General features: G+C 74.4%; 18 protein-coding genes. 4 read left to right on the top strand and 14 right to left on the bottom strand.

The window, feature by feature from the left end; genetic code table 11:
- Positions 1 to 29 precede the first annotated feature (29 nt).
- From ABTZ03_RS16590 to ABTZ03_RS16570, 5 genes are read right to left on the bottom strand one after another with little or no spacing between them, the layout of a single operon-like run.
- Positions 30 to 2171 carry an ATP-dependent DNA helicase gene (locus ABTZ03_RS16590; RefSeq protein WP_350513672.1) on the bottom strand — a complete coding sequence of 714 codons (2142 nt, stop codon included), beginning with the start codon at positions 2169 to 2171 and terminating at the stop codon, positions 30 to 32.
- A 12-nt stretch (positions 2172 to 2183) separates the two neighbouring features.
- Positions 2184 to 4007 (bottom strand): IucA/IucC family protein, encoded by a 1824-nt coding sequence (locus tag ABTZ03_RS16585; protein ID WP_350513671.1) that lies wholly within the window; start codon positions 4005 to 4007, stop codon positions 2184 to 2186.
- Positions 3985 to 5406 carry a lysine N(6)-hydroxylase/L-ornithine N(5)-oxygenase family protein gene (locus ABTZ03_RS16580; RefSeq protein WP_350513670.1) on the bottom strand — a complete coding sequence of 474 codons (1422 nt, stop codon included), beginning with the start codon at positions 5404 to 5406 and terminating at the stop codon, positions 3985 to 3987. Before ABTZ03_RS16580 ends, ABTZ03_RS16585 begins: the two co-directional genes overlap by 23 nt.
- Before the next feature lie 9 nt (positions 5407 to 5415).
- Positions 5416 to 6087 carry a GNAT family N-acetyltransferase gene (locus ABTZ03_RS16575; protein WP_350513734.1) on the bottom strand — a complete coding sequence of 224 codons (672 nt, stop codon included), beginning with the start codon at positions 6085 to 6087 and terminating at the stop codon, positions 5416 to 5418.
- The gene (locus ABTZ03_RS16570) at positions 5979 to 7889 is read right to left on the bottom strand and encodes an IucA/IucC family protein (protein ID WP_350513669.1); all 1911 of its coding nucleotides are present in this window, start codon (positions 7887 to 7889) and stop codon (positions 5979 to 5981) included. The genes ABTZ03_RS16575 and ABTZ03_RS16570 overlap by 109 nt, the downstream gene beginning before the upstream one ends.
- A gap of 434 nt (positions 7890 to 8323) precedes the next feature.
- Here ABTZ03_RS16570 and ABTZ03_RS16565 point away from each other — a divergent pair, with 434 nt between their 5' ends.
- A complete protein-coding gene (locus tag ABTZ03_RS16565) occupies positions 8324 to 9523 on the top strand; it encodes a trypsin-like serine peptidase (RefSeq protein WP_350513668.1) in 1200 nt (399 codons plus the stop codon).
- A gap of 28 nt (positions 9524 to 9551) precedes the next feature.
- Positions 9552 to 10715 carry a trypsin-like serine peptidase gene (locus tag ABTZ03_RS16560; protein WP_350513667.1) on the top strand — a complete coding sequence of 388 codons (1164 nt, stop codon included), beginning with the start codon at positions 9552 to 9554 and terminating at the stop codon, positions 10713 to 10715.
- 41 nt (positions 10716 to 10756) lie between these two features.
- Here ABTZ03_RS16560 and hflX read toward each other — a convergent pair whose 3' ends face one another.
- The 5 genes from hflX to miaA all read right to left on the bottom strand — a co-directional run bounded on the left by hflX (position 10757) and on the right by miaA (position 17621).
- The gene (gene hflX / locus ABTZ03_RS16555) at positions 10757 to 12259 is read right to left on the bottom strand and encodes a GTPase HflX (RefSeq protein ID WP_350513666.1); all 1503 of its coding nucleotides are present in this window, start codon (positions 12257 to 12259) and stop codon (positions 10757 to 10759) included.
- A gap of 126 nt (positions 12260 to 12385) precedes the next feature.
- Positions 12386 to 14701, bottom strand: coding sequence for a RelA/SpoT family protein (locus ABTZ03_RS16550; protein ID WP_350513665.1), 2316 nt, complete (start codon positions 14699 to 14701; stop codon positions 12386 to 12388).
- A 184-nt stretch (positions 14702 to 14885) separates the two neighbouring features.
- The gene (gene dapF / locus ABTZ03_RS16545; RefSeq protein ID WP_350513664.1) at positions 14886 to 15794 is read right to left on the bottom strand and encodes a diaminopimelate epimerase; all 909 of its coding nucleotides are present in this window, start codon (positions 15792 to 15794) and stop codon (positions 14886 to 14888) included.
- 149 nt (positions 15795 to 15943) lie between these two features.
- Entirely contained in the window at positions 15944 to 16456 is a 513-nt protein-coding gene (locus ABTZ03_RS16540) for a hypothetical protein (RefSeq protein ID WP_350513663.1), read from the bottom strand.
- Between the two features lie 229 nt (positions 16457 to 16685).
- Positions 16686 to 17621 carry a tRNA (adenosine(37)-N6)-dimethylallyltransferase MiaA gene (gene miaA / locus ABTZ03_RS16535; RefSeq protein ID WP_350513662.1) on the bottom strand — a complete coding sequence of 312 codons (936 nt, stop codon included), beginning with the start codon at positions 17619 to 17621 and terminating at the stop codon, positions 16686 to 16688.
- A gap of 238 nt (positions 17622 to 17859) precedes the next feature.
- On the opposite strand from miaA, the gene ABTZ03_RS16530 reads away from it, so the two are divergent.
- Positions 17860 to 18117, top strand: a complete 258-nt coding sequence (locus ABTZ03_RS16530) for an antitoxin (protein WP_350513661.1) — start codon at positions 17860 to 17862, stop codon at positions 18115 to 18117.
- Positions 18118 to 18120: 3 nt separating this feature from the next.
- On the opposite strand, the gene ABTZ03_RS16525 is transcribed toward ABTZ03_RS16530, so the two are convergent.
- A complete protein-coding gene (locus ABTZ03_RS16525) occupies positions 18121 to 18819 on the bottom strand; it encodes a class III extradiol dioxygenase subunit B-like domain-containing protein (protein WP_350513660.1) in 699 nt (232 codons plus the stop codon).
- Positions 18820 to 18950: 131 nt separating this feature from the next.
- On the bottom strand, positions 18951 to 20453 hold the full coding sequence (gene miaB / locus ABTZ03_RS16520) for a tRNA (N6-isopentenyl adenosine(37)-C2)-methylthiotransferase MiaB (protein WP_350513659.1): 1503 nt from the start codon (positions 20451 to 20453) through the stop codon (positions 18951 to 18953).
- A 117-nt stretch (positions 20454 to 20570) separates the two neighbouring features.
- On the opposite strand from miaB, the gene ABTZ03_RS16515 reads away from it, so the two are divergent.
- Complete coding sequence (locus tag ABTZ03_RS16515) at positions 20571 to 21590, top strand: TAXI family TRAP transporter solute-binding subunit (RefSeq protein WP_350513658.1); 1020 nt, start codon at positions 20571 to 20573, stop codon at positions 21588 to 21590.
- A gap of 60 nt (positions 21591 to 21650) precedes the next feature.
- On the opposite strand, the gene ABTZ03_RS16510 is transcribed toward ABTZ03_RS16515, so the two are convergent.
- Both ABTZ03_RS16510 and ABTZ03_RS16505 read right to left on the bottom strand, forming a co-directional pair.
- Positions 21651 to 23084, bottom strand: a complete 1434-nt coding sequence (locus ABTZ03_RS16510; protein ID WP_350513657.1) for a sensor histidine kinase — start codon at positions 23082 to 23084, stop codon at positions 21651 to 21653.
- 6 nt (positions 23085 to 23090) lie between these two features.
- Complete coding sequence (locus ABTZ03_RS16505) at positions 23091 to 23849, bottom strand: response regulator transcription factor (RefSeq protein WP_350513656.1); 759 nt, start codon at positions 23847 to 23849, stop codon at positions 23091 to 23093.
- Positions 23850 to 24041 lie beyond the last annotated feature (192 nt).

Here is a 24041-nt window from a genome sequence, read left to right as displayed (position 1 = left end):
CGACGCCTCGGCCCCGCCCGGGCAGCGGCTCAGCCCCGCTTCACCACCGGCCGCACCGGCGACGCCGAGGCGTCGATCGCCGCCAGCGAGCGGCGCACCTGGTTGCGGTCCGTGGTGTACCAGAAGTCCGGCATCGAGGACCGGAAGAAGCCCCCGTACCGCTTGGTCTCCACCCGCGGATCCAGCACCGCGACCACGCCCCGGTCGTCCGCCGCGCGCACCAGCCGGCCCGCGCCCTGTGCCATCAGCAGCGCCGCGTGCGTCGCCGCGACCGCCATGAAGCCGTTCCCGCCGTGCTGTTCGACGTCCTTCTGGCGGGCGCTCATCAGCGGGTCGTCCGGCCGCGGGAACGGGATCCGGTCCATCACGACCAGCTGGCAGGCCGAACCGGGCACGTCCACGCCCTGCCAGAGCGAGAGCGTGCCGAACAGGCAGGTGGTGGCATCCGAGGCGAACTCGCGGATCAACTCGCCCAGGGTGTCCTCCCCCTGGAGCAGGATCCGGTGGTCCAGCCGCTCCCGCATCGCCTCGGCGGCGGTCTGGGCGCCGCGCATCGAGGAGAACAGACCCAGCGTCCGCCCGCCGGCCGCGCCGATCAGCTCGGCCAACTCGTCCAGCATGTCCGGCCGTTCGGGATCGCGCCCGGGGTCGGCGAGGTGCTTGGCGACGTACAGGATGCCCTGCTTGGGGTACTTGAACGGCGAGCCGACGTCGATCCCCCGCCAGTACGGCACGGCCTCCTCGCCGAGCCCGGAGCCGGAGCCGGAGCCGGACTCCGGGTTGTCGCCGGGCGTGCGCCCGTCCGGCAGCCTGGTCTCCTTGGGCAGGCCCAGCGAGCCGGCCACCCCGTTGAAGTCCCCGCCGAGCTTGAGCGTGGCCGAGGTGAGCACGACCGAGCGCTCCTTGTACAGGCCCTCGCGCAGCAGCCCGGACACGCTCAGCGGCGCGACCCGCAGCGAGGCGGTGCCCAGCCCGTAGCGGTCGCTGCGCTCGATCCAGATCACGTCGTACTCGGAGTCCTCCAGCAGCCGCTCGGCGGTCTCGTGCACGGTCTCGGCCGAGGCCATGGCCTGCTTGCGCACCGCGTCCTCGTCGCTGAGGCCCTTGTCCCTGGTCTCGCCGAGCGAGCTGATCACCTGCCGGGCGGCGTCCCGGATCGCGGTGACCGCGTAGGCCAGGTACTCGGGCAGCTCCTCGACCCGGCCGGGCTGGGCGGTCTCCATCAGGCCGTGGTAGTTCTCGGCGGCGGCCTGCAGCAGGTCGACGGCCTTCTCGTTGGCCAGCCGGGCGGCCCGCTTCACCGCCCGGTTGACGGCGCCGACGGTGAGCTCGGCGGTGGCCGCGCCGGTGACCCGGTTGACCAGCTCGTGCGCCTCGTCCACGATCAGCAGCCCGTGCTCGGGCAGCACCGGGGCGCCCTCGATCGCGTCGATCGCGAGCATCGCGTGGTTGGTGACCACCACGTCCGCGAGCTTGGCGCGCTCCCGCGCCTGCTCCGCGAAGCACTCCTGCCCGTACGCGCAGCGGGTCGCGCCCAGGCACTCCTTGGAGTTGACCGACAGCTGCGCCCAGGCCTTGTCCGAGACGCCGGGGCTCATGTCGTCCCGGTCGCCGGTCTCGGTCTCGTCGGCCCAGTCGCGCAGCCGCAGCACCTCCTGCCCGAGCTTGCCGGAGGGGCCGCCGAGCGCGTCCACCGGGTCGAACAGGCCCTCGCCCTCGTCGCTCGGGGTGCCCTCGTTGGCGCGGTGCAGGCACAGGTAGTTGGAGCGGCCCTTGAGCATCGCGTACAGCGGGCGGCGGCGCAGCACCGGGTGCAGCGCCTCGACCGTGCGCGGCAAGTCCCGCTCCACCAGCTGGCGTTGCAGCGCCAGGGTGGCGGTGGCGACCACCACGCGGTCGCCGTGGGCGAGCGCGGGCACCAGGTAGGCGAGGGACTTGCCGGTGCCGGTGCCGGCCTGGACGAGCAGGTGCTCGGCGTGGTCGACGGCGTCGGCGACGGCCTCGGCCATCCGCAGCTGGCCGGGGCGCTCGACGCCGCCGACGGACTCGACCGCGGCGTGCAGCAGCTCGGGGATCCGCGAGCGCGGGACGGCGACGGCTTCCTCGGCCTCGTCGCCGAGGACCGTCGCCCGCTGGGATTCAAGGTCGTGGGATTCGGAGTCGTTCGTCATGACCCTCCCAGCCTACGGGGCGGGGGTGACAATCCGGTCCCGTTGCCCCGGAAGGCGCACCTCCACACCGACCAGGGCGTTCGGCACCGTGCCGTGCCGGACGGCGTGCGGGCGGTGCGGGCGGTCCTGGTAGCCGTCCATGACCAGCCGGTTGCGGTTGAGGCAGAGCCGGTCGATCCGCGGCTGGAACAGGTCGAACAGCTCGAAGCGCTCGCGCAGCTCGGGGAAGCGGTCCTGGTAGCGGTGGATCTCGGCGCGCAGCAGGGCCCAGAACTCGGTCTCGGCCAGGCTGGCCTGAGCCTCCAGGAGCGGGGCGAGGTAGCGGAGGACGCCGATGAACAGCCCGGAGTGGATGAACTGGCAGAGCCCCTGGGGGTCGTCCCGGAGCAGCACGTCGGCGACCTCGGCGGGCAGCCCGCGCAGTTCGGGGAGGTCCTGGTCGCTGAGGTTGACGTCGTCGACGAAGTCCTTGACCGCCAGCCGGGTAGGGGTGTCGCGCTCGTCGAAGACCACGATGGCGTTCTCGCCGTGCGGGGAGAAGACCAGTCCGTAGCGGTAGAGGAAGTGCAGCAGCGGCGGCAGCAGCGCGGCGAACAGCCGGGCGGTCCAGCGGGCGGGGGTGAGGCCGGAGCGGGCGATCAGCTCGACGGCGAGGGCGCGCCCGTCGGAGCCGGTCTGCAGCAGGGCGGCGAGGGTGCGGGCGCGTTCGTCGGCGGCGAGGAAGGGGCCGAGCGGTTCGCGCCAGATCGCGCCGAGCAGCTCCTTGTACTGGTACGGCGAGTCGGGCATCTCGCGGTAGAGCGGGTGGTCGACGGTGATGGAGGCGATCTCGCCGAGCAGGATCACCCGGCACTCCTCCCGCAGGTACGGGTCGGCGTCGCGCAGCCCGTGCAGCCAGGCGGTGACGGCGGGCGCGGCGAGGGTGCGTTCGACCGGCAGGCCGCGCCAGACCAGGGTGTTGAGGATGGACAGCGGCAGTTTGACGGTGCAGCGCCCGGGGTGGGCGGTGTTGAAGAAGGAGCGGATGGACTGCTGCGGCAGCCGCGGGTCGCCGTCCGAGGGCAGCGGGACGATCTCGCCCGAGGCGATCCAGGGCGCGAACAGCGTCAGCACCGTCTCGTCCCACTGCCAGGGGTGGACCGGCAGCAGCAGGTAGTCGTCGGCGTCCGCGCCGAGCGGGGCGCGCAGCGCGTCGACGTCGTCCAGCTCGCGGGCGTAGAGCTGCTCGGGGCGTTCCAGGCCGGGCACCCCGCGGTACTCGGCGAGCCGGCGGTGGACGGCGATCCAGGGCAGCGGGCGGGGGCTGCGGGCCTCCGGGGCCCAGCGGGCGGCGTCGGTGCCGGAGAAGCCGATCCGGCCCTTGTTGGGGACGATCCACGGGTGGCCGCCCTGGCGGCCCTCCAGTGCGGGGTGGTCGAGCTCGGCGAGTTCGGCGGCGGTGAGCGCGGTGGCGAGCTGACGGGCGTCGGCGGTGAGGGTGGCGGAGAGCTCGCGGACCAGGTGGGCGGTGGTCTCGCCGCGCATCCCGAGGGCGTCCCGGGCGTACGGGAGGAAGCGCAGCGGGTCGAGGCCGTCCGGGCGGGAGCAGCGGATCGACTCGGGGTCGACCTGCCAGCCGTCGTAGGCACCGCGCCGGGCGGCGAAGCGGTACTCGGCCTCGGGCAGCTTCAGCAGGTACTCGCCGTCGAGGGCTCCCGGGACGGGTCGGAGCAGTTCCTCGTAGGAGAACTCGCCGAGCATCTTGGCCAGCAGGGCGCGGCCGGCCCGCTGCCAGTGCCCGGCGGTGAGGTGCGGGGGCAGGTAGAGCGGCGGTTCAGCGGCCGACGGTTGCGGCACGGGTCAGCTCCTGGGGGCGGGGGACGACGGGGGTCTGCTCGGACTTCAGGGCAACGGGCACGGCGGGGACGTCGGAAGCGACCGGCGCGGGCGGCGCGAAGCCGGTCCAGGCGGTGCGGCCGGGCAGCCGGTGGACGGTCCGACCGGTGACGGCGTTGAGGATCACGGCGGCCCGGTGGGCGCCGAGGCCGAGGTCCGGGGTGCCGACGCCGTGGGTGTGCAGCTCGGCGTTCTGGACGTAGAGCCCCCCGGCGAGCTCCGGCCGGGTGGCGACCCGGTGGTCGAGGTCGACCCGGTAGCGCCCGGACTCGTCCCAGTCGATCAGGTCGGCGAGCGGTTCGAGCGCGGCCGGGCGAGCGGCCCGGTAGCCGGTGGCGAGCACCACGGCGTCGGTGCGCAGCAGGTGCTCGGCGCCCGAGTCGGTGTGCCGGCAGCGCAGTTCGAGGCCGCCGCAGGGCCCCGGCCGGGCCTCGGTGACGGCGGTGCCGGGGGTGATCTCGACCGGGGCGGCGTCGATCGGGCGGCCGATGGTGCGTTCGTAGAGGTGGTCGTGGATCTCGGCCAGGGTCTCGGCGCTGGCGGCCTTGTGCAGCTGCCACTGGGCGCTGACCAGGGCGTCCCGGGCCGGACCGGGCAGGCCGTGGAAGTAGCGGGTGTAGTCGGGGGTGAAGTGCTCCAGGCCGAGCTTGGAGTACTCCATGGGGGCGAGCGCCCTGGTCCGGGTGAGCCAGCGCAGCCGGACGCCGTCGCCCGCGTGGCGGCGGAGCAGGTCGAGGAAGACCTCGGCGCCGGACTGCCCGCTGCCGACCACGGTGATGTCCCGGGCACCGGCCAGGTCGGCCCGGCGGTCCAGGTACGCGGCGGAGTGGAAGACCCGCGGGCGGTCCGCCAGCCCGGCGAAGGCCTCGGGCAGCACCGGCCGGGTGCCGACGCCGAGCGCGAGGTTGCGGGCCCGCACGGTGGAGCGCCGGCCGGTCGCGGTGTCGGTCAACTCGACCCGGAACAGCGGGCCTTCCCGGTGCAGGGCGGTGACCTCGGTGCCGAAGCGGCAGTTGGGCAGCCGCTCGGCGGCCCAGCGGCAGTAGTGGTCGTACTCCCGGCGGGGCAATTGGAAGCGTTCGGCGAAGTAGAACGGGAACAGCCGGTCCTGGGCGCGCAGGTAGTTGAGGAAGGACCACGGGTTGGTCGGGTCCACCAGTGAGACCAGGTCGGCGAGGAACGGGACCTGCATCCGGGCGCCGTCCACCAGCATGCCGTGGTGCCAGCGGAACTCCGGGCGCTGGTCGCAGAAGAGCGTGCGCAGGCCGGTCACGGGCTCGGCGAGGGCGGCGAGCGAGAGGTTGAACGGGCCGATGCCGACGCCGAGCAGGTCGTACGGAGGGGGTGTCGAGGTGTCCACAGGGTTGTCCTAGGCAGGGGGTGAGTCGCGGTCGCGGACCATCAGGGCGGCGCGCTTGTCGGGCAGGTCGAGTTCGGCGGCGGCCCGGAAGCCGGCCCGTTCGAAGGCCCGGACCGAGCGCCGGTTCCGGACGTCCGGTTCGGCCACCACCCGTCGGCAGTCGGCTCTCCGGCGGAGGATCAGGTCGGCGACGGCGGCCAGCAGCGGGGCGCCCAGTCCCCGGCCGCGGCTGGTGGCCGGGCCGAGCAGCAGGTGCACGCCGGTGTCGTGCGGGCTCGCCGGGTAGTGCCCGGCGAGCGGGTCGAGGTCGGCGCGGTAGACCTCCCAGTAGCTCATCGGCGCGCCGTCGAGCAGGCCGAGGCAGGGCACGCTGCGTCCGTCGCCGTCGAGTTGGGCCCGGACGTGCCGCTCGGTGACGGCGGGCGGTCCGGCGAGCGTCCAGAACTCGTCGACCTCGGGGTCGTTCATCCACCCGGCGAGCAGGTCCAGGTCGGCGGGCAGCCGGACCGGGACGAGCCGGAACCGCCCGGCCGGGGTGGGGACTTCGCCCCACCCGGGCAGGTCGTCCAACATCAGGCCCCCGCGAGCGGGTTGGCGATGTCCACGTACACGGACTGGGTGGCGACCGGGCCGACCAGCTCGTCCAGGCCGTTGATCCGGGTGAGCAGGTTGGCCTTGCAGGGCAGGGTGGGCGCGTCCAGCAGCAGCGCGGGCAGCGTCGAGCCGGTGGCGGCCGCGCGCGGGCCGGCCAGGAACCGGCGCAGTCCGGCCAGCAGCACCGCCTCGTCGGCCAGCCCCTGGGAGCCGAGGGCGCCGATCAGCCCGAGCACGTGGTTGATGCCGAGGTAGTAGGCGAAGTGGTGGTCGATGACCGGGTCCGGCAGGAAGGTGTCGCTGTGCTCGCCGAGTCCGGGCAGCCGGGCGGTGAGCCGTTCGGCGGCGCTCTCCCGGAAGTAGTAGCCCTGGTTGTCGCGGTAGCGGCCGCCGTTGGGCCAGCCCTCGGCGTCCAGCAGCACGATGCTGTTCTGCTGGTGCGCCTCCAGGGCGATGCCGCCCCGGCCGTCCAGCCAGAGGACGGGCAGCACCACGGCGTCCAGGTAGCGCAGGAACCATTCGGCGGCCACGGTGCGCAGCGGGCGGCCGGTGCGGGCGGCCAGCGAGCGCAGGACGTCGCCGAGCCCGGACGGCACGGTGCCGCCCGCCGGGCCACTGTCGGCCCCGCCGCCCGAGCCGGGCCCGGCACTCAGGCCCGTCCCCGCACTCAGGCCCGGCTCCGCGCCCAGGCCCGGCTCCGCGCCCAGGCCGGTCAAGCGGCTCCCGCCCGGCTGCTCGGCGATCAGCCCGGCCACGCACAGCGCACGCTCGGTGGGCGCGAACGGTTGGACGCGCAGCACGGTGTCCAGGCCGCCCGGGTCCCCGAGGCCGGGGTGGTCGACGCCGATCCAGGCCGGGTCGCGGACGATGTCGAAGCCGGGGTGGGCGGCCCGCCACTCGGCGGCGAGCCCGCTCTCCAGCAGCCGGTGCACCTCCACGCCGCGGTGGAGTTCCTTGCGCAGGTTCTCCCGGCGGGAGTTGGTGATCCGCAGCCCGAGCGAGAGCTTGAGCATCCAGGGTGTGCCGGGCCGATAGACGGTGCGCACCGAGGAGGTGGGGTACCAGGGCTCGCCGGCCGGGCCGAGGTCGTGCAGCAGTCCGTCGGCGAGCAGCGCGGCGACGGCGGGGCGGTGGGCGAGTTCGCGGGCCTGCCAGGGGTGCAGCGGCAGGGCGGCGGTGCCGGGCGGCAGGGCGGCGTGGTCGCCGAGCAGGTCGGCGGTGATCCGGTCGGCGCTCCGGGCGACGGCGGAGTCGGCAGCGAGCAGGACGCGGTCCACGGCGTACCAGTGCACCTGGAAGGAGCCGTGCAGTTCGGGCGAGTAGGCGGCGCTCTGGGCCGGGCCGAGGCCGTCGCGGCTCTTCGGCGTGGGGTGCAGCGGGTGGCCGAGCAGCAGGGCCTGTTCGGCGGCGAGGAACCGCGAGCGCTCGGGTCCGCCGGGGTCGGCGGCGGTGCGGTGGTGGGCGAGGATCTCGGCGGTGCGCACGACCGAGTCGGCGACCCGGGCGGCGAGTTCGGCGACCTGCCCGGGGTCAGGCCGGTCGGCGGCCACGGCGGCGAGCAGGGCGGCGGCGGTGACGGCGTCCACCGGGGACTCGGCGGTACCCTGCCCGGCCGAGAGGGTGGCCGGCCCGAAGCGGTGCCAGCCGCCGGACGACCAGTAGCGGACCGGGGCGGTGAGCCGGGCGGCGCCGCCGAGGACGTCGATCCGCAGTCGGCCGTCCGGTCCGGGGCGGGTGCCGGTCTCCCGGGCCCAGCAGCGCAACAGGGCTTCCAAGGCGGCTTGTTCGGCGGCGACGGCGGGGTCGGGGTGCAGCAGCGGGTCGGGCCCGGCGGCCCGGTCCGCGGCCGGCGGCGGTACGGGTGGGGCTCCGGTGAGGGCGGTGCTCAAGGCTGCTCCTTGGTGCGCGTGGGGGTGCGGACGCGCGCTGGTTGGTGGAGGGGTTCGGCGGGCGCTCGCACCGTCGCGTCAGGTAAGGGTTACCTATCTCTGACGAGTGATCACAAGGACGGCTCACTCGTCCGGGTGAAGATCGGGGATAGTGCGCCAGCGGGCGGGGCGGCCCTGCTGTGCGAACGCGGCGGCGTCGGACGCCGACCGGAACCGGCGCACCCCGAAGGGGCGTCGACGAACCGTCGAAGCGGACGCCGGGGAACCGCCGGCGTCCGCCCCCGCGGCGCATCCGTCCCGCATCACGGATCGGTGACCTCCGGTCAACCCCGGAACCCGGGGGGCGGCCACCGCCGTCCTGTACGGCGATGGAAGACTCCAGGGCGGCGAGCCGCCGCACCGAAGCCCGACCGAACACAGGGGGAAGCGCACCGATGCCACCGATCCACCGGTCAGTCCTGGCCGCCGCCCTGGCCACCGGAACGCTGCTGGCCGTCAGCGCCTGCGGGCCGGACGGCTCGCCGGGCGCCGCCGACACCCCGGCCCCGCCGCCCGCGGCGAGCGTGAGCGCCTCCACCACTCCCGGCGGCGGTGTGATCGGCGGGATCACCCTGCCGTCCGGCCTCCCGACCAGCCTGCTGGAGGGCCTGCCGAAGAGCTGGGACGACCTGAAGAAGTGGAAGTACGACGACTGGGACAAGTGGGCGTCCAAGCACGTCTTCAACAACCCGGTGGTGAAGGACTTCTGGGACCCGGACAAGATGGGCGACGCCAAGCCCGCCGACCCGGCCCCGCCCACCGCCAAGCCGGCCCCGTCCACCCCGAAGCCCGCCACCGACGACGGCGTGACCGACCCGGAGCCGCCGGTGGTCAAGGCCGTCCAGGTGCCCCGCCCGTACCTCAAGCAGCCCTCCGGGAAGGTGTTCTTCTCCGCCCAGGGCGGCCGCGGCAACTGCTCGGCGACGGTGATCGCCGACCCCCAGCACCCGGGCAAGAGCAACCTGGTCTGGACGGCCGCGCACTGCGTGCACGAGGGCAAGGGCGGCGACTTCTACAAGGACCTGGTCTTCGTCCCCGCCTACAACAACTCCGGTGCCTCCAGCGGCGGCAAGAAGGCCCCGCTGTCCGAGCTGGCCCCGCTCGGCACCTGGTGGGCCGACCAGGTGGTCACCTCGCCGCAGTGGATGGTCGAGGGCGGCCCGACCGGTGACGCCGCCAATCAGTACGACTTCGCCGTGATGCGGGTGCACAACCAGAACGACGCCGGCAAGTCCCTGGAGGAGACGGTGGGTTCGGCCGTCCCGGTGTGGTTCGACGCGCCCCGCGACCAGCTCAAGGTCTCGGCCGTCGGCTACCCGCTGGTCAAGCCGTTCGACGGCCAGGAGCTGTACAAGTGCGACGGCGGCAAGCCGACCCGGCTGTCCTTCGACCCCAAGCGCCCGACCATGCTGACCATCGGCTGCAACATGACCCAGGGCGCCAGCGGCGGCGGCTGGTTCGCCACCATGCCGGACGGGAAGACCGCCCTGGTCAGCAACACGTCGATCGGCACCCAGGGACACACCTCGCTGAGCGGCCCGTACCTGGAGACGGTCGCCCGACAGGCCCTGGACTGGATCTCCAGGAAGCAGTGACCGGCACCACCACGAGGGACTCCTCAGCTTGCGCACCATCGGCACCACCCGCACCTCCGGCACCGCCCCCCGGGGCCGGCGGGCCGTCACGGCCGGCGCCGCGCTGCTCGCCGCCCTGACCCTCAGCGCGGCCGCGTGCGGGCCGGACGGCCCGGCTGCTCCGGCCACCCCGCCCGCGGCCCTGCCGAAGGCGGCGCCGACCAGCCTGGGCGACCTGAGCGGCTGGAAGCTGGAGGACTGGGCCCGGTACGTCACCGACAGCGGTTCCCCCGCCCCGGCGGCCCCGGGCTACTGGACCACCGCTCGGACGGAGGCCGCCAAGGCCCGCCCCACCCCCGAGTACGCGCTGACCGCGCCCACCCCGGCCACCGTCCAGCGGGACGCCCCGCCGGCCGCCGTCCAGGCCCGGCCGCAACCGCACCCGTACGGCCCGGACTCCGCCCTGGTCGGCAAGCTGCTGATGACCACCGCGCAGGGCGACGCGGTCTGCTCCGGCACGGTGGTCGCCGACCCGCTCACCCCGGGCCGGAGCAACCTGGTCTACACCGCCGCGCACTGCCTGCACGACGGCAAGGGCGGCGGCTGGGTGCGGAACCTGACCTTCGCCCCCGCCTACAACCGGGACGGACAGGCGGGCAACCGGGACGGCGGGGCGGCCCGCGGCAAGCCGTACGACGACAAGCAGGCCGCCCCGTACGGCCGCTGGACGGCGGTGCGCGCGCTGGTCTCGCCGACCTGGCTGCAGGAGGGCGGCGTCGGCGCCCACGACCAGTACGACTACGGGATCGTCCGGGTGCGGCCCGAGTCCGGCTCCGGCCCGTCCCTGGAGGAGGCGGTCGGCGGTTCCGTCCCGGTCTGGTTCAACGCCCCGGCCGAGCAGATCACCTCGGCCACCGTGTTCGGCTACCCGGTCGAGCGTCCCTTCGACGGGACGGAGCTGCAGCGCTGCGACTCCCCCGTCGCGCCGGGCCGGCTGTCCTTCGACCGGACCCGTCCGCCGATGTACGTGCTCGGCTGCACCATGACCGGCGGGGCGGGCGGCGGCGGCTGGTTCATCACCAAGGACGGCAAGCCCAACCTGGTCAGCGTCAGCTCGATCGGCAACCGCAACCCGGTCGGCTACCTGGCCGGGCCGTCCCTCCAGGACCAGGCGAAGCAGGCCTTCGACTACTTCGCCAAGAACGTGAAGTAGCCCCCGGACGCGAACGTCCGGGGGCTGCTTCCTCCAGCCGGTCAGCCCCGCAGGGCCACCGCGAAGTACTCCAGCTCGGCGGCCAGCTCGGCCGGCACCTTGGCGTGCAGCAGCGTGCCCTCGGCGGTGTGCTCGGCGGCGAGCAGCTCGCCCTCCTTGTGCACCCGGGAGACCAGCGCGCCCTGGGTGTAGGGCACCAGGGCCCGCACCTCGACGGCCGGACGCGGCAGTTCGTCGTCGATGAGCTGCAGCAGCTCCTCGATGCCCGCGCCGGTGCGGGCCGACACCACGATGGCGTGCGGCTCGCGGCGCAGCAGGCGCTGCAGCACGTGCGGGTCGGCGGCGTCCGCCTTGTTGATCACCACGATCTCGGGCACGTTCTGTGCGTCGACCGAGACGACGACCTCGCGGACGGCCGCCAGCTGGGTCTCCGGCTCGGGGTGCGAGCCGTCCACCACGTGCAGGATGAGATCGGCGTCGGCGACCTCCTCCATGGTCGAGCGGAAGGCCTCGACCAGGTGGTGCGGCAGGTGCCGGACGAAGCCGACGGTGTCGGCCAGGGTGTAGAGCCGCCCGCTCGGGGTCTGGGCCCGGCGCACGGTCGGGTCCAGGGTGGCGAACAGCGAGTTCTCCACCAGCACGCCCGCGCCGGTGAGCCGGTTGAGCAGGGAGGACTTGCCGGCGTTGGTGTACCCGGCGATGGCCACGGACGGCACCTGGTGGCGCTTGCGCTCCTGGCGCTTGGTGTCGCGGCCCTTCTTCATGTCGGCGATCTCCTTGCGGAGCTTCGCCATCTTCTCGCGGATCCGACGCCGGTCGGTCTCGATCTTGGTCTCACCGGGACCACGGGTGGCCATGCCGCCACCGGAGGAGCCTGAGCCACCGCCACCCATCTGCCGGGACAGCGACTGACCCCAGCCGCGCAGGCGCGGCAGCATGTACTGCATCTGCGCGAGCGAGACCTGCGCCTTGCCCTCCCGGGACTTGGCGTGCTGGGCGAAGATGTCCAGGATCAGGGCCGTCCGGTCGACGACCTTGACCTTGACCACGTCCTCCAGCTGGATCAGCTGGCCGGGGGTGAGCTCACCGTCGCAGACCACGGTGTCGGCGCCGGTGGAGGCGACGATGTCGCGCAGCTCCTTCGCCTTGCCGGAGCCGATGTAGGTGGCCGCGTCGGGCTTGTCGCGGCGCTGGATGACACCGTCCAGCACCTCGGAGCCGGCCGTCTCGGCGAGCGCGGCGAGCTCGGCCATCGAGTTCTCCGCCTCCTCCAGGGTGCCGTCGGTCCAGACGCCGACGAGCACCACGCGCTCCAGGCGGAGCTGGCGGTACTCGACCTCGGTGACGTCCTGGAGTTCGGTGGAGAGGCCGGCGACCCGGCGCAGGGCGGCGCGCTCACTGCGGTCGTACTGGTCGCCGTCGTAGTTGTGGCCGAGGTCCTCGTCGATGGCCGCGAGGTCCTCGTCCATGAGGGCTTCCGCCCGCAGACCGTCGAGGCGGCGCGGGGCGTCGGCGTGGTCGCGGGTGTCGAACGTGGAGGTCATTCTGTCCTTTGGTCGCTGGGCTGCTGCGGCGGGGCCCCTGCTTCCCATCCCGGGCTCCTCAGCCCTGAGAACGCCGTGGACCGGCCGTGAATTCCCCATGATGGTCGCACGCCCGGTGCGGGCGGGTCATCCCCATTTCCCCCGGAGCGCCGCCTCCGAGCCCCCTTCTCGCCCCTCCGGGCTCCCCTGCCCGCCGTCCGGACCGCCGTCCCGGCCCTCCGGGCCCCCGTCCCGGCCCGCCCGGCCCCCCTCACGGGTCCGGGCGCCCTCCGGCGCGTGCGGGCGGCTCACGTCGTACACCCCGGAGACCCGGAGCATCGCCCGCATCAGCGCGGGCAGCGCGCCCGGCTCGGGCAGCTCGACGGAGTAGGTGTGCCGGACCCGCAGCTCCTGCGGCGGCTCGACCTCGGCGGAGACGATGCCGACGCCCGCGGCGGAGATCGCCGCCGTGAGGTCGGCGAGCAGCCGGGGCCGGTTCAGCGCCTCGGCCCGCAGGGTCACCCGGTGCCCGGCGGCCGGGGCGTCCTCCGACCGCCAGCGGACCTCCAGCTCGGTCCGCCCGTCGGCGCGCAGCCGCTGCCCGGCGGGGCAGCCGGTGCGGTGCACGGCCACCGCACCGCCGCGGATCGGGTAGCCGGCCACCGCGTCCGGGGGGACGGGCGTGCAGCAGCGGGCCAGCCGCACCGGCGCCCCGGGCCGGCCGGCCACCGCGACCGGGGCGGCCCGGCGCTCGCCGGCCCGGTGCGCGGCCGGGGCGGGCTGGTGGGCGGCCGGGCCGGTGCGTACCACCGGTAGCCGGGCCGGGTGGTCGGCCAGCCAGCGTTCGATGGCCAGCCGGGCGGCGGGGGTGCGGGCGTGCGCCAGCCACTCCGGGGACGGGCCGGAGGGCTGTGCCGCGCCCCCGGCCGGGAGGTTCTCGGTGAGCACCGCGAGCACGTCGCCGTCCTGGAGCGGGGTGGACAGCGCGGTGAGCCGGCCGTTGACCCGGGCGCCGATACATCGGTGGCCGGTCTCCTCACCGAGCAGGTAGGCGGCGTCCACGCAGCTGGCCCCGGCCCTCAGCTGAAGCGTTTCACCGCTCTCCGTCACCACGGTGATCTCGCGGTCGCCGGCCAGGTCGGCGGTGAGCGCGGACCAGAAGGCGTCCGGGTCGGGGGTCTCCTGCTGCCACTCCAGCAGCCGGCTGAGCCAGCCGGGCCGGGCCGGGTCGGTGCGGTCCAGCTCGTCGGCGTCCTGGCCCGGGCCGGCCGGGGACGGGTCGCCGAGCGCGACCACCCCGGTCTCCGCCACCTCGTGCATCCGCCGGGTCCGGACCAGCACCTCGACCACCGCGCCGCCGTCCAGCGCCACCGCGGTGTGCAGCGACTGGTAGAGGTTGAACTTGGGGGCGGCCACGAAGTCCTTGAACTCCCCGGGCAGCGGCGTCCAGCAGGTGTGCAGCTCGCCGAGCACCGCGTAGCAGTCGGCGTTCTCCTCGACCACCACCAGCAGCCGCCCGAAGTCGGCCGGCTGGGGTTCCTGCGGCCGCCCGTCCCGCCCCGGCGCGGCGGCCCGCTTGAGCAGCACCCGGTGCAGCGAGACGCAGTGCCGGGGCCGGACCGTCACCTCGGCGGCGACCCCGGTCTCGGCCAGCTGGCGGGCCAGCTGCCGGGCGAAGGGCTCCAGCAGGGCGTCCGGAAGGGCCTCGTGACCGGCCATCAGACCGCGGGTGCGGGCGTGCTCCTCGGGGTGCAGGGTGGCGAAGACGATGTCCTCCAGCTCCGCCTTCAGCACCTGGATGCCGAGCCGCTCCGCCAGCGGGATCAGCACGTCCCGGGTGACCTTGGCGATCCGCACCTGGCTGGCCGGCTTCATGTGCCGGATGGTGCGCATGTTGTGCAGCCGGTCGGCGAGCTTGATCACCATCACCCGGACGTCGTCCCCGGTGGCGACCAGCATCTTGCGGAAGGTCTCGGCCTCGGCGGCGGCACCGAAGTCGACCTTCTCCAGTTTCGTCACCCCGTCGACCAGGTAGGCGACTTCGGGCCCGAACCCGGCACCCACCTGGTCCAGCGTCAACTCGGTGTCCTCGACCGTGTCGTGGAGCAGCGAGGCGACCAAGGTGGTTGTCCCGGCGCCGAGTTGGGCCAGGATCATGGTGACGGCCAGCGGGTGGGTGATGTACGGCTCGCCGCTCTTGCGCTTCTGGCCACGGTGGCTGGCCTCGGCCAGCCGGTAGGCCCGGGCCAGCAGCGCGAGGTCGGCCTGCGGATGGTGCCGCCGGTGCACCTGGACCAGCGGCTCCAGCGCGTCCGGCACCGGTTGGCGGCCGGTGGCCAGCAGGGCGGCCCGCCCGGCCCGGCCGAGGGCGGCCCGGCCCAGCTCGCCGAGCGGCCGCCTGGGCCCGGCCTGTCGCGTGCTCGTCGGCTGCCCCGCGATGGGCTGCCCGGCTGAGATGGTCATCGGCACCTCCGGCAACGGTCGCCGGGCGCTCCCCCTCCCCGTCGGGGTGATCGACCCGGTGGTCCATGCTACCGAGCAGAGCACGTTCCGCGACGCCGTGATTCCCGTCCGCGACCGGTATCACCCGATCGGGGGGATTCGTCGCCGTACGAAGTGGGCAAACCGGGCCGTCACCGCCCCACTGCTACCGGCCGAGCGACTCCCACCAGCGCGCGTCCAGCCGGCCCTCGGCCACGATCACGGCCGGCCCGGTCATCTCCACCCGGCCGTCCGGGTGCTCGGTGATCACCAGCCGGCCGCCCAGCACGTCCACCGTGTAGGCGACCGCCGCGCCGGTGACCGCCGGGTCCACGCCGTCCCGGCGGATCGCCGCCACCGCGACGGCGCAGGCGCCGGTGCCGCAGGAGCGGGTCTCGCCGGAGCCGCGCTCGTGCACCCGCATCGCGACGTGCCGGGGGCCGCGGTCCACCACGAACTCGACGTTGACGCCCTCCGGGTAGGCGCCCGCCGGGCTGGTGAGCGGGGCGGTGTACAGGTCCCCGGCGTGGTCCAGGCTCTCCACGAAGGCCACCGCGTGCGGGTTGCCCATGTTGACGTTCAGGGCCGGCCAGCGCCGCCCGCCGACCGCGACCTCGATGCCGTCCGGTCCGGGCAGCTTCGCCCGGCCCATGTCGATGGTGACGTCGCCGGGCGTGCCGTCCGCGGCGTCCTCGGCGACCCTCGCGGTGAGCACCCCGGAGCGGGTCGCGATCGCCAGCTCACCCACCTTGGCCAGGCCCGCCTCGACCAGGAAGCGGGCGAAGACCCGCAGACCGTTGCCGCACATCTCGGCGATGCTGCCGTCGGAGTTGCGGTAGTCCATGAACCACTCGGCCCGGTCGGCCTGGTCCGCGGCGGCCGGGTCGGCGGCCGCGCGCACCACGCGCAGCAGCCCGTCGCCACCGATGCCGGCCCGTCGGTCGCACAGCGCGGCGACGGCCTCCGGGCCGATCTCCAGCACGCCGTCCGGGTCCGGCACGATCACGAAGTCGTTCTGGGTGCCGTGCCCCTTGAAGAAGGGGAGGCCGGCCCGCTGAGGAGAGGATGCGCTCACGCCCCCGATGGTACTGATACTCGCCCGCTCGCCTCCGGGGCGCTCTCGTCCGGTGCCGACGGTCGGCGCTCCCTCGCTCCTCCCTTTCGGCACCGGCGCGCCCCTTCGGCTCGGGGCGGGTCACCGGGGGTTCGGCCCGGGCACCGCGGTCAGCGGAGGTAGGCGACCCGCCAGACCGCGAGCGCGCAGGCGGCCAGTGCGATCAGGGTGTAGACCGCGATGGCCTTCCAGCCGGCCCGCTGCCCGGAGCCCCGGCGCGGCAGCCCCGGCCACTTGTAGCCGGCGTGCCGGGCCGCCATCGCGCCCCAGCCGAACGAGGCCGCGGTGAACAGCAGCCCGAGCATCCCGATCATGGTGGCCCGCGCCCCGGCCGAGCCGAAGGCGAGCGGGAAGGCGAACATCAGCGAGCCGAGGGTGCCGAGCAGCGCGATCGGCAGGGTCTGCCACCAGCGGAGCCGGCGCAGCGGCCGGATCTCCCGCTCGTGCACCGCGGCGTCCGGCGGGGTGCGGGTGTCCAGCGCGGGCACCGCGGCCGCGTACGAGGTCGGCGCCTCCAGGCCGGTCAGCACGGGAAGGTCCCCCCTGGTCGACTCGTCGAACTCCTCGGCCGGTGCGGTGACGCTCCCGCTCTGGCCGGGTTCGGGGCCGGTACCCGTCGACACACGGCCTCCCCTGACAGTTCGACACGAGCGGACTCGCGGCCGGGCACGGTCGACCCGCGCGGGCCGACCCTTATGGCATCGATGATGGCATGTCCAGAGGGGACGTTCGGGGCCTGACCGGGGTCCTCGGGTGATCCGTGGCCATCACGTGATCGGGCCGTGACCCCCGGTGTGTCCTGCACGGTCACCTGCGCGCGCAGGTGCACCGCCGAATTGGCCGGAACAGGACCTATGCGGCCGGAACTCCCTGACGTTCGATCAGTTCGAGGGACCGGTCCAGCAGCTCGACCGGGTCGGTACCGGCCGGTCGGGAGAGCCAGTGGATGCGGTCGTCCCGGCGGAACCAGGACTCCTGGCGGCGGGCGAAGCGCTTGGTGGCCCGGACGGTCTCGGCCCGGGCCTCGTCCTCGGTGCACCCGCCGGCGAAGTGGTCGAGCACCTGCTGGTAGCCGAGCGCCCGGGAGGCGGTCAGGCCGTCCCGCAGACCGACCCGCTCCAGCTCCCGCACCTCGTCCAGCAGCCCGTCCCGCCACATCCGGTCGACCCGCAGGGTGATCCGCTCGTCCAGCTCGGGGCGGGGCACCGCGACGCCGATCTGCACCGCGTCGTACACCGCGGTGTTGGTCGGCAGGTTGGCCGTGAACGGCTGACCGGTGATCTCGATGACCTCCAGGGCGCGGACGATCCGCCGGCCGTTGGAGGTCAGGATCGCCTCGGCGGCCGCCGGGTCCAGCTCGGCCAGCCGCCGGTGCAGCGCGTACGGGCCGGCCTGGTCCAGCTCGGCCTCCAGCCGGGCGCGCACCGCCGGGTCGGTGCCGGGGAACTCCATCTCGTCGATCGCGGCCCGGACGTACAGCCCGGAGCCGCCGACCAGGACGGCGCTGCGCCCGGCCGCGAGCAGCCGGTCGATCTCGGCCCGGGCCAGCCGCTGGTACTCGGCGACGCTGGCGGCCTCGGTGACGTCCCAGACGTCCAGCAGGTGGTGCGGCACTCCCCCGCGCTCGGCGGTGGTCAGCTTCGCGGTGCCGATGTCCATGCCCCGGTACAGCTGCATCGAGTCGGTGTTGATCACCTCGCCGTCGAGGCTGCGGGCGATGGCGACGGCCAGGTCGGACTTTCCGGCGGCGGTCGCGCCGACGATGCTGATCACACGGGAGCTGCTCACCGCTCCAGTCTCCCAAACCGTCGCCGTTGCCGGGGCCGCCGCCGGGGCCGCGGCCGCGGGCACCGCCGTCGCCCGACCGGGGCGGCCACCCTGGCCGGGCTGCCCCGCGGCCCGGACTGCGCGAGGATATGACTGTTTCCCGGACTGCCTCCGGCCCGTTCCGCACCCGACCCGGTTTTTGCGAACGCTTTACCAGTCCCGTGCGTTGTGCAGGAGACAGGGAACGAAGGAGATCACCATGGGCCTGATGGACAACCTCAAGGGCAAGGCCGAGGAGCTCAAGGAGAAGGCCAGCGAGCTCGCGGGCAAGCACAACGACCAGATCGACCAGATCGTGGACAAGGCCGGCGGCGCGATCGACAAGGCGACCAAGGGCAAGTACAGCGACAAGATCGAGCACGGCACGGGCAAGGCCAAGGACGCGGTGGGCGACTTCGCCCACAAGCCGAAGCCGACGGACGAGGAGGACGGGACCCCGCGGCCCCCGCAGTCCTGAGGCTCAGCTCCAGGACGCCACGAAGTACCCGACCCCGTACGGCGCGTCCTGGTACCCCAGCCGCGCGGTCAGGCCGGCGCCCTCGGCGGCACCCGCCAGCACCTGCCAGGGCGCCCGGCCCTCGGCCTTGAGCTCGGCGGCCAGCGCCGGGTCCAGTGCGGCCAGCGCGGGCAGGTCTGCCGTGCCCAGGGCGGCCGCCAGGGCCGCGTCGTAGCCCTCGGCCCGCTCGTCCAGGTAGCCGGGCGCCTTCAGCGAACGGCAGGCGCTGCCGTCGCCGAGGACCAGCAGGGCGACCCGGTCGGCGAGACCGGCCAGGCCCTGGCCGAGCCCGAGCATCCGGTCGGCGGGGGCGTCCGCGGGCACCGCGCAGGCGTGCGTCGGCAGGGTCACCCCGGCGCGCTCCAGCAGCCAGGCGCCGACGGTGAGCGAGGGCGCCAGCTCCGGCCCCTCGACCCGCCCGCCGGGCAGCTTGGCGACCAGCGGCACCCCGTAGCGGTGGAAGGAGCCGGCCCCGCCCTCGGTCCACACCTCGGCGTCCGGCCCGGTGCCGACCACCACGACCAGCTCGGGCCCGGCCGCGACCAGCGCCGCCAGCGCCTGGTCGCAGGCGGCGCGCAGCCCGTCCAGCTCGGGCGCGGCCCCGGCGGCGACCTCGGGGACGAGCAGCGGCGGACAGGGGCACACGGCGGCGGCTACCAGCATGTCGATCACTCTAGCCGGGAAGCGGAACGGCCCCGCGGGACCGGCGTGGGCGTGGAAGCCCCCACCGGGAAGCGGAACGGCCCGGCAGGAGCTCGGAAGCTCCCACCGGGCCGCCCGTCAGGGCACGCGGGTCAGTCGCCGCAGCAGGCGCCGCCCGCCGGGGCGGCCAGCGGCAGCTGGGCCGGGGCGCCGATGCCCGGCAGGCCGAGCATGACGCCGACCGGCTTGTCGGCGGGCTTGGCCTGGCGCTTCTCCCAGGCGTCGCCGGCCCGGGTGCGGCGCACCCCGAGGGCGGGGCCCTCGGCCAGCAGGTGGTGCGGGGCGGCGTAGGTGATCTCGACGGTCACCACGTCGCCGGGGCGCACCGGCTCCGTCGGCTTGCTGAAGTGCACCAGCCGGTTGTCCGGGGCACGACCGGAGAGCCGCTGGGTCCGGTCGTCCTTCTTGCCCTCGCCCTCGGCGACCAGGATCTCCAGGGTGCGGCCGACCTGCTTCTTGTTCTCGTCCCAGGAGATCTCCTCCTGGAGCGTGATCAGCCGGTCGTAGCGGGCCTGGACGACCTCCTTCGGCACCTGGTCCGCCATCTCCGCGGCGGGGGTGCCGGGGCGCTTGGAGTACTGGAAGGTGAAGGCGTTGGTGAAGCGGGCCTCGCGGACAACGTGCATCGTCTCCTCGAAGTCCTCCTCGGTCTCGCCGGGGAAGCCCACGATGATGTCGGTGGAGATGGCCGCGTCGGGCATCGCCTCCCGGACCTTGCGGATGATCCCCAGGAAGCGGTCCTGCCGGTAGGAGCGGCGCATCGCCTTGAGGACGCGGTCCGAGCCGGACTGCAGCGGCATGTGCAGCTGGTGCATCACGCTCGGGGTCTCGGCCATCGCGGCGATCACGTCGTCGGTGAAGTCGCGCGGGTGCGGCGAGGTGAAGCGGATCCGCTCCAGGCCCTCGATCTGGCCGGCGGCGCGCAGCAGCTTGGAGAAGGCCTCGCGGTCGCCCAGGTCGGAGCCGTAGGCGTTGACGTTCTGGCCGAGCAGGGTCACCTCGATGACGCCCTCGTCCACCAGCGCCTCGATCTCGGCGAGGACGTCGCCGGGGCGGCGGTCCTCCTCCTTGCCGCGCAGCGCCGGGACGATGCAGAAGGTGCAGGTGTTGTTGCAGCCGACCGAGATGGCGACCCAGGCGGCGTACGCGGACTCGCGGCGGGTGGGCAGCGTGGAGGGGAAGGTCTCCAGCGACTCCAGGATCTCGACCTGGGCCTTGCGCTCGACCGCGGCCCGCTCCAGCAGGGCCGGCAGGTGCCCGATGTTGTGGGTGCCGAACACCACGTCGACCCAGGGGGCTCGCTTGACGATGGACTCGCGGTCCTTCTGGGCCAGGCAGCCGCCGACGGCGATCTGCATGCCCTGGTGGCGGCTCTTGACCGGCGCGAGCTGCCCGAGGTTGCCGTACAGCTTGTTGTCGGCGTTCTCGCGCACCGCGCAGGTGTTGAACACCACCAGGTCCGGGTCGCCCTCCGACCCGGCCTTGACGTAGCCCGCGTCCTCCAGCAGGCCGGACAGCCGCTCGGAGTCGTGGACGTTCATCTGACAGCCGTGCGTGACGACCTTGTAGCTCTTCAATCCGCTCTCACCGCTCACCAGACCAGGGTACGGGCAGCCGCGAGCGGGTTTTTCCGGATCTTCACCGAGCGGCCGCGGAGCTTTCCACGCTCCGTTCCCCTCCCGTTCGGCCGGAGCGCCTGGCAGTATCCCTGCATGGCCCCCACCGATCCGTCCCGACTCGGCGCCGCCGTCCGCCGCGCGGCCCGCAGCCCGCTGTGGCGGACGGTTCTGGCGCTGGCGCTGCTGGTGGCCGGGCTGGGCGGCTGGTGGCTGTCGGCGGCCCGTTCGCCCGGGTACCCGCGCGGGGAGACCCGTTTCGCGACCGGCGTCCCGCGCGGCGTCTACGACCGGTACGGGCAGCTGCTGCAGTCCCACGTCTCGCAGACCATGCCCGGGGTGCGGCTGGCCCTGGACAGCTCCGAGGGCTCGGTGGACAACCTCACCCGGGTGGTCAAGGGCCAGGACACCTTCGCCATCGCCACCGCCGACGCGGTCGCCGCCTACCAGGGCGAGGGCAAGGGGAAACTGCGGGCGATCGCCCGACTGTACGACGACTACCTGCAGCTGATCGTCCCGGAGGACTCGCGGGTGCGCCGCACCGCCGACCTCAAGGGGCTGCGGGTCGGCATCGGCCTGCCGCAGTCCGGGGTGAACCTGGTGACCCGGCGGCTGCTGACGGCGGCCGGCCTGGACCCGGACCACGACATCACCCCGGTCCCGGGCGGCGTCAGCGACGGCTCCGACGAGCTGCGCGCGGGGAAGATCGACGCCTTCTTCTGGTCCGGCGGCCTGCCGACCAGCGCCCTCACCGACCTCTCCGAGCACATGCGGATCCGGATCGTCCCGCTGGCCGACCTCGCCGGGTCGCTGCACCGGACGGAGGGCGACGGGATGGACGCCTACCGGGCGGCCACCATGCCCAAGGGCACCTACCCGAACGCCGAGCCCAAGGACGCCGTCGCCACCATGGCGGTGCCCAACCTGCTGGTCACCCGGGACGACGTGGACCCGGGGCTGGTCGAGGGGATGACCCGGGCGGTGATCGACAGCCGGGACCAGATCGGCGCCCAGGTGCACGCCGCCCAGCTGGTCGACCTGCGCACCGCCGTCTACACCGATCCGCTCCCGCTGCACGAGGGCGCGGCGCGCTACTACCGCTCGGTGAAGCCCTGAGGCCCTGATGCCCTGAGGCCCCGCGCCCCTGACGCCCTGAGGCCCCGCAGCCCTGGAGCTCTAGGAGTGCCCCGGCCGCGGCACCGCCAGGGTCACCGCGAGCCCGGTCGGCCTGACCGGAGCGAAGCCCAGCGAGCCGCCGCCGGCCGCCAGCAGGGTGCGGGCGATCGACAGTCCCAGCCCCGAGCCGTCCACGTTCTGGTGCCGCGCGCTGCGCCAGAACCGGTCCCCGGCCCGGGCCAGCTCGTCCTCGGTCAGCCCCGGCCCGGCGTCGGTGACGGTCACCGCGACCTCGTCCCGGCGCACCGAGACCCGCAGTCGCACCTGGCTGCCGGTCGGCCCGAACTTGAGCGCGTTGTCCAGGACGGCGTCCAGCGCGGAGCCGAAGCCGATCGGGTCCGCCATGCCGATCGCCATCGCCGGGCCGTCCCAGCGCAGCTCGATCCCGCGCTGCTCGGCGACCGGCCGCCAGCCGTCCACCCGGGCCAGGGTCAGCTGGGCCAGGTCGGTCTGCTCGGGTTCCGGACGGGCGTGCTCGGCGGTGGCCAGGCCGAGCAGGTCGTCCAGCACCCGGGCCAGCCGGGTGCCCTCCTCCCGGACGCCGCTGAGCTCCTCCTCGTGGCCCTCGGGCAGCTCCAGGCCGAGCACCTCGACCCGCAGCAGCAGGGCCGAGAGCGGGTTGCGCAGCTGGTGCGAGGCGTCCGCGACGAACGCCTTCTGCTGGTCCAGGGCGTGCACCACGTGGTCCGCCATCTCGTTGAACGAGCGTGCCAGCCGCTGGAGTTCGGGCGGTCCGCCGCCGGGCGCGACCCGGGCCGCCATCTGCCCGGTGGCGATGTCGTGGGTGGCCCGGTCGAGGGTGCGCACCGGGCGCAGCACCCACTCGGTGAGCCGGACGGCCAGCAGCACCGCGACGGCCATCGCGGCCGCCTCGCCGCCGGCCAGCACCAGCCACTTGTGCAGCACCCGGGCCCGTACCGCCCCGGTCGGGGACTCGCTCAGCACCACCGCGACCACGTCGCCGTCGCGCACCACCGGGGCGGCGACGATGATCGTCCGGTCCTCGGTCCACGGCCAGACCTGCGGCGGGTTGTGGCTGCGCCGCCCGTCCAGCGCCTCCTGGAAGGCCTGGGCGCCCCAGCCGACGGCGGGCACCCGCCAGTCGCGGGGCGCGACCGCGATCGGCATGCCGTCGCGCTGGAAGATGCCCAGCCGCACGCCGTACAGGTCGTAGTAGCGCTGGACCTCGGTGGTGATCGCGTGCCGCCGGCCGGCGTCGCCGGGGGCGTCCTGCGGGTCGGCCTTGAGGGCGGAGTCCAGGGCGGCCGCCCCGGAGGTGGGCAGGTCCTGGGCGAAGCGGGCGGCGTCGTCGAGCCGGTCGACCACCACCCGGGTCTGCTCGGCCGCCGCGAACGCCGCCGCGAGCGGCAGCCCCAGGGCGGCCAGGACGCACAGCATGAGGGCGATCAGGATGCCGAGCAGGCGGGTGCGCACGTGCGGTCAGTGCTCCGCGGGGGCGGACGGGGCCCGGTCGGCCGCGGTGGTGGTCGGGGAGTCGGGGATCAGCCGGTAGCCGACGCCGCGCACGGCCTCGACCAGGCCGGGCAGCGCCAGCTTGTTGCGCAGCGAGCCGATGTGCACCTCCAGGGTGCGGCCGTTGCCCTCCCAGCCGCTGCGCCAGACCTCGCTGAAGATCTGCTCGCGCCGGTAGACCACGCCGGGGCTCTGGGCGAGCAGCGCCAGCAGGTCGAACTCCTTGCGGGTGAGCGGCACGTCACGGCCGTCCACGCTGACCCGGCGGCGCTCCCGGTCGATCCGGATGCCGCGGGACTCCAGCGGGCCGCGCTGCTGCGGTACGGCGTCGGGCGCGGGCACCGCCACCGAGGACGGCTGGGCGCCGCGGCGGGCCACCGCGTGGATGCGGGCGAGCAGCTCGCCCATGTCGTACGGCTTGGTGACGTAGTCGTCGGCGCCCAGGTTGAGGCCGTGGATCCGGGAGCGGATGTCGGCCCGGGCGGTCACCATGATCACCGGCACGCCGCTGCCGGCCCTGATCCGGCTGCACACCTCGAAGCCGTCGCGGTCGGGCAGCCCGAGGTCGAGCAGCACGACCCGGTACGGCTCGTTGCCGTCCGGCACCAGGGCGTCCAGCGCCTCGTGCCCGCTACGGGCGTGCCGCACCTGGAAGCCGTGCCGGCCGAGCACCGCGACCAGTGCCGCGGCCACGCGTTCGTCGTCCTCGACGAGCAGCAGTCGCATCCTGTTCTCCTCCTCTCCCCACGTGGTCACCGGGCTGTTCGTTCGGGGCCCGGTCCTGCGCAGTATGGGCCAGTGCGCGGCCCTGCGCCAGGTTCGGCCGCGGACCGGGCCCGTGGGGGACGGTCGGCACCGGCTCGGTTTCCCGCTGTGACATGCCCCGTCGACGCCGTCGCGAACACGGCGTACGCACCA

Origin of the sequence: Kitasatospora sp. NPDC096077 (assembly GCF_040303245.1) — a bacterium.
In the GTDB taxonomy this organism is placed as follows: Bacteria; Actinomycetota; Actinomycetes; order Streptomycetales; family Streptomycetaceae; genus Kitasatospora.
This window is presented reverse-complemented; position numbering and strand designations above follow the sequence as displayed.